The organism is Acinetobacter sp. ANC_7504, from assembly GCF_056779995.1.
The window spans coordinates 57,867-68,475 of sequence record NZ_JBWYIZ010000013.1; the positions used below are offsets into that span (position 1 = coordinate 57,867).

The window sequence follows — 10,609 nt, forward strand, 5'->3', positions numbered from 1 at the left end:
AAATTAAGACGATCCTTCGAATAATTCCAATTGATCTAAGATTTGAAAAACAAGCGTACAAATCGCAAACGTCAATAGAAAGCCTCTAAAGAAATAATTAATTGAGAAGCCAATGTAACCATATAGGTCATTTAAAATGGCTGTATTGTAATTAGAGTGGAAATGAATAAATCCAAATAATCCACCTAATATTGAAATTAGCACGGATACCACAGCAAAAATAGTGATAGAACGGGTTACTCTGAATGATTGACGGTAAGTACAAAAATACTGTTTTGCAAACCATAAAATAAAGGGCAAAACAATAATAGAGGTACCGACCTGTAAAATTCGATGGAGGGGGTAGTGTTGTCCGAAAATATTGATTTGTTTAGCTAATAGGTCATGAAAAGCAAAGGTTCTGTAATCAACATGAGTTAAACCATCCCAAAGGATATGACTGCTGATACCCAAGATTAATGAAATATTGATCAGCACCAAGAATTGAAAGACAGATCTAAAGTTCGAGAGTTTTAAGGGATTGTAAATACCAACCCATCTAAAAAAAGTAGGTCGTAATAGTGCATACCACAATAGACAGAATGCCATTCCCACCAATAAATTGGGATATAGCAATGCGCTCCATTGATGTGAGATTTGGATATGTTCGTCTGTAAAAAGACGAAATAAGTCAGGGACCATGCAACCAATTGCTAGAGCAGAAATAGGAAGTGTTCCTTTCGATGCTTTATGCAAAATTGGTGCGAGTACAGCATGTGAAATTGTAAAGGGCATTGCTGAAATATATCAAAAAAATGCTATCCGAATTTTATAGATTAACATTGATATGTAACCCATTGGTTTAATTATATGAAGGTAATTAATTTGGGGTAAATGAATGAAATATGATTGAAGTTTGGTTGAAATGTTATATTATAACAACAATTGTAAATTCTCGAATTTTGAGCTTGTCGTATGAACTTTCATAAAAATATCATTACTGCCTCCGTCTTGGCAGTGATAGCATCCGCAGCACATGCTGATCAAAAACAAAAAAATGTTCAATTAGATACAATTTCTTCTACCGCACATCCATTGGTTCAAACAGCTGCTGACTTCGCTGTAGCAGATCATGTGATTGATCAAAAAAAATTATCTGAAAGACCAACAACCATAGGTGATGCGTTAGCCGATGAGTTGGGTGTTTATTCTAATCAGTATGGAACAGGTGCAAGTCGTCCTGTGATTCGTGGCCAAGATGGACCGCGTGTAAAAGTTTTACAGCATGCTTCTGAAACTGCAGATGTATCAACACTTTCTCCTGACCATGCCGTAACGGTTGATCCTATTTTGGCGAAGCAAGTGGAAGTTATCCGAGGACCTTCAACATTGCTTTACTCAGCTGGTACTGTGGGTGGTTTAGTCAATGTGACTGATCAAAAAATACCGACACAAATGCCAGCTAATGGTCTAGAGGGGCAAGTAGGCGTCCGCTATAACTCTGGGAGTGATGAAAAACTTGCAAGTGCAGGTGTAACGGCCGCTATAGGTGAAAATTTTGCACTTCGTGTTGAAGGCACGAAGCATAAAGCCAATGATTATATCCCTTTCAAAGGTTACTTCACTGAACATCATCATGAGGGTGAGACAGAGCCTCATCGTGAAAGTGCTAAACGTGTAGAAAATACCTTCTCAGAAGGTCAAACAGTTAATGTCGGCGGCTCATGGATCCATGATCGAGGTTTTGTGGGGCTGTCATATAGTAATCGACAAGATAAATATGGATTACCTGGTCATAGTCATGAATATCATGGATGTGAATTGCATGGAGATCATTTCCATTGTCCACCACCTAATTCAGCGCACGACCATGAACACGAAAATGCTGCAGGTCCATGGGTTGACTTAAAATCTGAACGCTATGATTTGCGAACTGAATTAAATGATCCATTAAAAGGATTTGAAAAGCTGCGAGCTCATTTAAGTTTTACAGATTACGAGCATGATGAACTAGAAGAAAATGAAGTTATTAGTAACTTTAAAAGTAAGGGTTATGATGGTCGTTTAGAGTTGGTTCATATACCGTTGTTAGGTTGGGAGGGTGTTGTAGGTGTACAAGCATCTCAGCAAAAAATAAAACTTAATGCGCCTGAGGGACATGACCATGATGAAGTTGATCATGGTGACCATGATCATAGTGATCACGATCATGAACATCATGGTCATAGTCATGATGTTCTGATGGCGGATACAAAAACCAATAAGTACAGTTTATTTGCACTAGAACATAAACAGATTGGTCCTGTGCATGTCGAATTGGGCGCTCGTGTAGACCATCAAAAAATTGATGTCGATTCCAATCAAAAGAACTACTCAGGGACTGCTGTTTCAGGATCAGCTGCAGCTAATTGGGAGTTCGCGCCAAATTATAAGTTGTCTCTAGTGGGGTCTCATCAACAACGTTTACCGCTAGCTCAAGAGTTATATGCAGATGGTCTTCATTTTGCAACAAACACATATGAGCTAGGTAATCCAGATATTGATAAGGAAACATCAAATAATCTAGAGTTGGGTCTCCATTATGAAGGTGATCAGCTCGATTATCATGTTCATGTTTATCACAATTGGTTTGAAGACTATATTTATGGTGCAACTGTAGCTCAACAAGGCAATTTACGTGGACTTAAATATACGCAGGATAAGGCACGTTTTTATGGAACTGAGGCTCAGCTAGGCTATCAAATTAATGATACTTACAAGGTGAGTGTGTTTGGTGATTATGTAAGAGGCAAGATAGAGGGGGAAAATGCTCCACGTGTTCCTGCTGGACGACTTGGTACAAAGGTGGAAACCAATTTTGCTGATGGTTGGTCTGGTTTAGCTGAGTATTATCATGTATTCACGCAAGATAAATTTGCTGACTTTGAAAAAGAAACCCAAGGTTATAACATGGTCAATGTTGGTGTGTCTTATGCTGGGCAGTTAAACAATCGCAACGATTATCGGGTTTATTTAAAAGCAAATAACTTGTTGGATGATCAGGTTTATTCGCACAATTCATTTTTATCGAATATTCCACAAATTGGACGTAATTTTACCGTCGGCGTTGAATACGGGTTCTAATTTAATTCAACGTGTTAAAAACAGTTTAATGCTTGAAAAAACGTAAATTAAAACCTAGTCTGAAAGTATCGGACTAGGTTTTTTGTTATGCGTCTATTTAAACGAATTCACCAAAAATTAAATTGGTCAAACCGACGTTATGTTGGTCTGATTCTCGGTATGCTGAGCATCGGCTATTTAGCCTCAGCGCTATATCATATTTATAAACCATTACCAGAAGGGCTTAATTATTCCGGTAAATTACGGCATGCAAATGTGAAATTCCTAGCAGACCAAACTTATATAGATACGGCGGGTCAGCGACAGCAGCATCAGATTTTTGATGAAATTCTCAATCTTATTGAGCAAGCGCAAACCACAATTGTGTTAGATATGTTTCTGTTCAATCCTGAAACTGGTCAGTCTCAAAATCAACATCGCGCCTTAACACAAGAACTGACCCAAGCACTCATTCAAAAAAAGCGTCTAACACCGAATATTGAAATTAAATTAATCACTGATCCTATAAATTCAGTTTATGGTGGAATAATCCCAGAGCACTATCGACAACTCAGACAAGCAGGAATTGATGTCATAGAAACAGATTTATCACCATTACGCGCATCGAATCCACTGTGGTCGGGCATTTGGTATTTTTGTTGTCAGAGTTTAGGTAATAATGCTGAGAAAGGTTGGTTAAATAATCCTTTCGGGGAAGAAAAAATTACCATTCGAAGTTATTTAAATCTTTTTAATTTTAAAGCGAACCATCGTAAAACCATCGTAGTGGATACATCCGAGGGATGGAAAACACTAGTGACTTCGATGAACCCACATGATGGAAGCTCACGCCATTCCAATGTAGCACTTGTGGTCGAAGGGCATACAGCTGTCGATATTTTAAAAACTGAACAATCAGTGGCTTTATTTTCTAAAGCAAATATTCCAATGGTTATTGTGGGAGATGTGCCAGAAGATAAACTGTTGCCGCAAGTGCAAGTACTGACAGAAAAAGCAATATATGATGAACTGCTGAAACTGATTGAATCTGCTCAAGGTGCTGATGCAAAAATAGATTTGGCAATGTTCTATTTATCAGAGCGAGAAATTATTGAAGCCTTAATTAAAGCTCACCAACGCGGTGTTGAAGTTCGTGTATTACTAGACCCGAACAAAGATGCATTTGGACGTACTAAAAATGGTATTCCAAATCGTCCTGTCGCGACAGAGCTCTATAAAGCTGGAATAGACGTACGCTGGTGTAATACACAAGGTGAGCAGTGCCATTCAAAAATGATTATTAAGCGTAGTTCAAATCAGGTTGAACTGATTTTGGGGTCGGCTAATTTTACTGCTCGTAATTTGAAAAATTATAATTTAGAAACTGATTTACGTGTTATTGGCTCTTCAAATCAGCAAGTTTTTAAAGATGCAGTACAGTATTTTGATACTGCTTGGATGAATTTAGAGGGTAAGCAAATGAGTGTTGATTACTCAGAATATGCAGAAGATTCAATAATGAAATATGCCATTTATCGATTCATGGAATGGAGTGGTCTCTCAACCTTCTAAAAAAATCCCTCGAAAGAGGGATTTTTTCATTTATGGATTCGGTGGAACTAATTTATCGAGTTCCTTATCATCAATCTGATCGAGCTCTTTAATATCGGTTTTAATTTTCCACTTAGACTCATCCTCAACAGGTTGAGGTAAACGTGCTTCTAACCAATCACAAACCACATCTGGCGTAAAATCAGGATGATTACACTGAATCACCCAAGATAAGAATTGTTTCGCCTCACCATTCATATAGGGTGGAGGAGACACTGGTAAAAACTGAGTGGGTAGGCGTTCATTTTTAGAAATGTAATTTAATACATGACCAAGTTCTTGAACCGTTTGCCAAGCTAAGGCATGGTCGATATTGATTTGAAATTTAAACCACCATGCATGTTCACCATCAGTGCCATAAGAATCGATATAGTTTTCTTGGACACTCGGAACTTTACAAAAAAATTGGTGCAGGCGATCAAAACTCATTTCAGGCACGGTGGATAATCTCGCAAAGTTAAAAATGGTTAGTCTAGCAGATTTACAAACAGACTCATGCAGATAAATAAAAGGTCTAAAGTATTAAATTTAAAATTTTAAATAATGTTCAAGATTTCTACATGATTGATCTATATTTAAGCTTTAGAATGAATTTTGAAAATAAAAGTAATCTTAAATTTGGAATGAGGTAATAGAGATGAACAATACATTATTGGTTAAGACTCTATTGGGTTCAGTGATTCTTTTAATAACGAGTCATACTTTTGCAGATAGTTGGGGTAATTACCAAGGTTCTAAGGTTCGACCTGTAAAACCAACACAGACTCCAATATATACTGGTAATGCAGATCGTCTAAGTAAGCCAGTCCCATTGCAACAACCACGTTTTGCTCAGAATAGACCTCAATTACAGCGACCATATCCTCCTTATCCAGCGTATCCGCAGCAGAATGGGATTACAGTGATCTATCAACAGTCTTTACCGACCACGACGACATATTCTAGCAAGCAGTCAAGTTTCGTAAATGGGCAGGGTGGTACTATTGAAATGAGTCAGTATATGCTGATTTCAGATTGGCGTCGTTATGGTCTTCCTGCACCACAAGTTGGAATGCATTGGATATACCAAAATGGTCGATATATCCAGATGCCAAATGATCGTTAGATGCTTGTTCCAACTTGCCTAAACCATCTCTATCTAAGCCAACTCATCATCTTCAGGGCGTGGTGTTTTTCCAAATGGTAAAGGTTTATCTTGGTGTTTATCTCTGATCACTGATGGAAAATTCCAAGAAGCAAAACGCACGACCAATATAGCGAATGCTAGGATTAAAATTGATCCTGTAATAATGACTAAATCAATATCAGCTTTATGGTCATGTTGAATATCTGAAATTAACAGACGTGTCAGGGCAGTGATGGCGATATAGATCAGAAATCTGACGGGCATATGATTGGTCTTAAAATAAATACCTACCATCGCACCTAGCTCTAAATAGATAAATAACAACAGAATGTCATCAATCGTTGCATATTGTTTTACCGTAAGAATATCAATCACGGTATGTCCTGCAGACCAAATTACCATGCAGCCAATAATAAAGAGCGCAATATAGTGGAAGCTCTCAACTGCTAGATTTCCAAAACGATCTAATAAGGATTCGATTTTTTCTACGCTAATATCTTTTTTAATCATGACATCTCCTCCTTTGAAAAAACCTGATGGTTTCATTGGAGTGATGCAAAATTCATGCTCATCTTATGTCTAAGCAGGGAAGACTATTATGAGTTGCTTTGAAAATAAGCAAATTTCAGGTAAAAAAAAGCCTGAAGAATCAGGCTTTTTTAAGATAAAACTTATGATTGATTTGTGAAGTAATCTTCGCTAAATCCCATCACGATTTCAGAGCTAGCTTTGATGCGAGCTAAACGTGTATTTAATTCAGGTAAAACGCGTTGGATGTAGTAGTTCACCAAAGATAATTTGTTCTCATAGAACTCACCTGATTTTTCACTCGCAGCTTTAGCAATTTTAGCAAACATATAGGTAAAGCTGAGTAAGCCTACCGCATGTAAATAATCAACCGCAGCAGCATTCGCATAATCAGGATTTTCCGCAGCACGTTCAAGAACAACTTGTGTAATCGATTCAAGTTCAGTTGCAGCATCAAGAGTGGCATCTTTGATGTAATTTAAGTCCGCATCTAATGCATTTGCAAAGTCACGAATTTCTTCGATATATTCTGCGATGAATTGTCCATTACATTTAATCGTTTTACGACCAATTAAATCTTGTGATTGAACGCCGTTCGTGCCTTCATAAATTTGTGAGATACGAAGATCACGGATACATTGTTCCATACCCCATTCACGAATATAGCCGTGACCACCAAAGACCATTTGGGCATCTAGTGTCGCATTGAAAGCAGTGTCTGTTAAATATGCTTTTGCGATTGGTGTGAGCAAAGCAACACGATTATTTGCTTTTGCAACTGCTTCTGGATCCGTCGAGAACTTTGTAATATCCAGTTGTTGACCTACATATACTGCAAATGCACGTGATGCTTCATTGTTCGCACGAGCATTTAAGAGCATACGACGTACATCACCGTGTACAAGAATACTATCAGCAGGTTTATTCGGAGATTTCACACCTGTTGCACTACGACCTTGCAAGCGATCAGTGGCGTATTGAGCAGCATTTTGATAAGCAAATTCTGAAGCGCCTAAACCTTGGATACCCATGGACAAACGTTCATAGTTCATCATCACGAACATTGCAGCAAGACCTTCGTTTTCTTTACCGACTAAATAGCCTTTTGCACCGTCAAAGTTCATGACACATGTTGCAGAGGCTTTGATCCCCATTTTGTGTTCAATAGAACCAGGGCCTACAGGGTTACGATCACCCAAGGTACCATCTTCATTCACTAAGAATTTAGGTACAATGAACAGAGAAATACCGCGTGAACCAGCAGGAGCATCAGGCGTTTTTGCTAATACAAGGTGAATAATATTTTCAGCTAAGTCATGGTCACCACCAGTAATAAAGATTTTCGTACCCGTGATGTTGTAAGTACCATCTTCATTACGTTCAGCCTTAGTTTTAATAATGCCTAAATCAGTACCTGCGTGAGGCTCTGTGAGACACATCGTACCTGACCATTCACCTGAATAGATTTTAGGAAGATAGGTTTCTTTTTGTTCTTGAGAAGCATAGCTATTTAATGCCATACCCGCACCCACAGAAAGAAGTGGGTAAAGCATAAATGATGGGTTGGTTGCAAAAAGCATTTCATCTGCAAGCACAGTCAGCATTTTTGGCATGCCTTGACCGCCCCATTCTTCGTCAGCACCTAAGCCAATCCAACCACCTTCTGCATATTGTTGGAACGCTTCTTTAAAGCCCGCTGGTGTGGTAACAGATCCATTATTATAAGTTGCGCCTTCTTCATCACCTGTGCGATTTAGGGGAAGGGTTACGTTTTGAGCGAATTTAGCCATCTCTTCTAAAATAGCTTCAGCTGTCGCAGCATCAATATGAGCTAAATTCTCATTTGATTGCCAAAATTGTTCAGCTTGAAATACATCATTCAAAATGAACTTCATATCTGTAAGAGGCGCATTATAGATTGGCATTTTCGTTCACCTTTTTTTTGTTTAAATATCTTTAGTTCTTAGCAGTCTATCGAAGCATATTAGGACTTGTTAGACGACTAAAGGTTAATATCTCGAATTTATTTATAAAGAAAAAGGACGGCCAAATCTATGACTGTCCTTTTTCTTTTACACATATTTAATATGGATCATTAGAATGCAAAATGTTCAGCATCCAAAGTCATTAATGGTTCTAATCCACCTGCAATTACGTCAACATGTGAGCGAACGCGTGGAAGGATCTTCTTGAAGTAGAAGCGAGCTGTTGTGATTTTCGCATTGTAGAAGTCAACTTCAGTTGAACCTGCTGCAAGTTGTTGTTGAGCAACTTGAGCCATGCGAGCCCATAAGAATGCAAGCGTTACATAACCAGAGAAGTATAGGTAATCTACTGCAGCAGCACCTACTTCATCAGGGTTTTGCATCGCGCGCATACCGATCTGCATAGTTAAATCGCCCCATTCTTTGTTGAGTGCAGCCAAAGGTTCAACAAACTCTTTCAAGTCTGCATTATCTTTGTTTGCTTCAGCGAATTTGTGAATGATTTTGGTGAAATCTTTCAACATCGCACCTTGAGTTTGCAGTACTTTACGACCTAACAAATCAAGTGCCTGAATTTCAGTGGTACCTTCATATAAGCAAGCAATACGTGTATCACGAACAATTTGCTCCATACCATGCTCTGAAATGAAGCCGTGACCACCAAATACTTGTACGCCTTTGTTTGCAGCTTCATAACCAACTTCAGTTAAGAATGCTTTAGCAATTGGCGTTAATAATGACAGAATATTATCTGCAAATTTACGTTCTTCTTCAGTCGCGCCTTTCTCAACGATATCAGCATAGTGAGCAAGATAGTACACTAGAGCTCGACCACCTTCAGCAAATGCTTTTTGCGTTAAGATTAAGTTGCGAACTGCTGGATGCACAATAATTGGATCTGCTTCTTTTTCAGGTGCTTTAGGACCAGAAAGTGAACGCATTGCTAAACGATCTTTCGCATATGCCAAAGCACCTTGGAAAGATGATTCAGCAGCAGACAAACCTTGTACAGCTGTACCAATACGTGCAGTGTTCATGAAGGTGAACATTGCATTCAGACCGCGGTTTTCAGGGCCAATCAAGTAACCTGTTGCACGATCAAAATTGATCACACATGTTGCGTTACCATGGATACCCATTTTATGTTCAATCGAACCACAACGAACAGCGTTGCGCTCGCCAACTTCACCATCAGCAGTTAAGTTAAACTTAGGTACGATGAATAATGAGATCCCTTTTGTTCCCTTAGGAGCACCTGGTAAACGCGCAAGAACGATGTGAACAATGTTGTCCGCCATGTCATGCTCACCAGCGGAAATAAAGATTTTCTCACCTGAAATTGCAAAACTACCATCTGCATTAGGTTCAGCTTTTGTGCGGATAATACCAAGGTCAGAACCCGCATGAGATTCTGTTAAACACATGGTACCTGTCCACTCACCTGAAATCAGTTTTGGTAAGTAAGTATTTTTTTGCTCTTCCGTACCATGGTGCTCAATTGTACGAACTGCACCATGAGATAGACCTGGGTACATACCCCATGCCCAGTTCGAAGAGCCGATCATTTCAGAAATGATAATGCCTAAAGAGTTTGGTAAACCTTGACCACCATATTGTTCTTCAGCAGCTAAAGATGGGAATCCTAATTCTACATATTTTTTATATGCTTCTTTGAAGCCTGTTGGAGTAGTAACTACACCATCATTCCAAGTACAACCTTCGCGGTCACCTACTTGGTTGAGTGGAGATAATTCGTTTTCACAGAAATCTGCAGCAGCTTCTAAATATTGATCAACCAACTCACGGCTTACGTTTTCTTGGAATGCAGGGAGTTTTGAAAAGTGTTCTTCAGCATTTAATAATTCATGCAAAACGAATTGCATATCACGTAAGGGCGCTTTGTATTGTGGCATATCGGGTTCCTCAATACTGGTTAAACCAGATTTATAATCCTAATAAAAAATGTCGTGTCATCTACGACACCTATTTTGTTCTATTACATCGTGCAATAAGTTATTGCTTGGTACAAGTTTTATAGCCATATTCTGTGTGACTGTAAAGTCAAAGAAAAAATATTAATTTTGGCTAAGTGTTTAGAGTATAAAGTTTTTTCGTGAATTATATGTGAACAGAATAGTCAAAAACGTAATAAGTTATGACATAAAAAAAGGCGCAACATGCGCCTTTTTAATATTCAATCACTTAGTAGTGAGTTGAATTGAATTATGCGGATTTTTTTAAGTCTGGTTTAACGAGTGGTTGATTTGGTTTGAAATAA

Annotated in this window: 8 protein-coding genes; 3 read left to right on the top strand and 5 right to left on the bottom strand. The window is 38.4% G+C overall.

All coding sequences use genetic code 11. The annotated features are described in order from the left end of the window. Positions 1-3: 3 nt before the first annotated feature. On the bottom strand, positions 4-774 hold the full coding sequence (locus AC1M9F_RS12705) for a DUF4184 family protein (RefSeq protein WP_481597948.1): 771 nt from the start codon (positions 772-774) through the stop codon (positions 4-6). Positions 775-954: 180 nt separating this feature from the next. On the opposite strand from AC1M9F_RS12705, the gene znuD reads away from it, so the two are divergent. Both znuD and AC1M9F_RS12715 read left to right on the top strand, forming a co-directional pair. Continuing rightward, positions 955-3,102, top strand: coding sequence for a zinc piracy TonB-dependent receptor ZnuD (znuD, locus tag AC1M9F_RS12710; protein WP_481596039.1), 2,148 nt, complete (start codon positions 955-957; stop codon positions 3,100-3,102). 87 nt (positions 3,103-3,189) lie between these two features. Beyond that, on the top strand, positions 3,190-4,653 hold the full coding sequence (locus tag AC1M9F_RS12715; RefSeq protein ID WP_481597949.1) for a phospholipase D family protein: 1,464 nt from the start codon (positions 3,190-3,192) through the stop codon (positions 4,651-4,653). Positions 4,654-4,683: 30 nt separating this feature from the next. Here the strand turns inward: AC1M9F_RS12715 and AC1M9F_RS12720 are convergent, their stop codons facing one another. Continuing rightward, on the bottom strand, positions 4,684-5,130 hold the full coding sequence (locus AC1M9F_RS12720) for a hypothetical protein (protein WP_092767573.1): 447 nt from the start codon (positions 5,128-5,130) through the stop codon (positions 4,684-4,686). Positions 5,131-5,329: 199 nt separating this feature from the next. Here AC1M9F_RS12720 and AC1M9F_RS12725 point away from each other — a divergent pair, with 199 nt between their 5' ends. Beyond that, complete coding sequence (locus AC1M9F_RS12725) at positions 5,330-5,797, top strand: RcnB family protein (protein ID WP_481589245.1); 468 nt, start codon at positions 5,330-5,332, stop codon at positions 5,795-5,797. Positions 5,798-5,830: 33 nt separating this feature from the next. On the opposite strand, the gene AC1M9F_RS12730 is transcribed toward AC1M9F_RS12725, so the two are convergent. The 3 genes from AC1M9F_RS12730 to AC1M9F_RS12740 all read right to left on the bottom strand — a co-directional run bounded on the left by AC1M9F_RS12730 (position 5,831) and on the right by AC1M9F_RS12740 (position 10,244). Continuing rightward, entirely contained in the window at positions 5,831-6,328 is a 498-nt protein-coding gene (locus tag AC1M9F_RS12730) for a phosphate-starvation-inducible protein PsiE (protein ID WP_481597950.1), read from the bottom strand. Positions 6,329-6,489: 161 nt separating this feature from the next. Beyond that, on the bottom strand, positions 6,490-8,271 hold the full coding sequence (locus AC1M9F_RS12735) for an acyl-CoA dehydrogenase C-terminal domain-containing protein (RefSeq protein ID WP_092767569.1): 1,782 nt from the start codon (positions 8,269-8,271) through the stop codon (positions 6,490-6,492). A gap of 170 nt (positions 8,272-8,441) precedes the next feature. Further along, positions 8,442-10,244, bottom strand: a complete 1,803-nt coding sequence (locus tag AC1M9F_RS12740) for an acyl-CoA dehydrogenase C-terminal domain-containing protein (RefSeq protein ID WP_180028280.1) — start codon at positions 10,242-10,244, stop codon at positions 8,442-8,444. Positions 10,245-10,609: the final 365 nt, after the last annotated feature.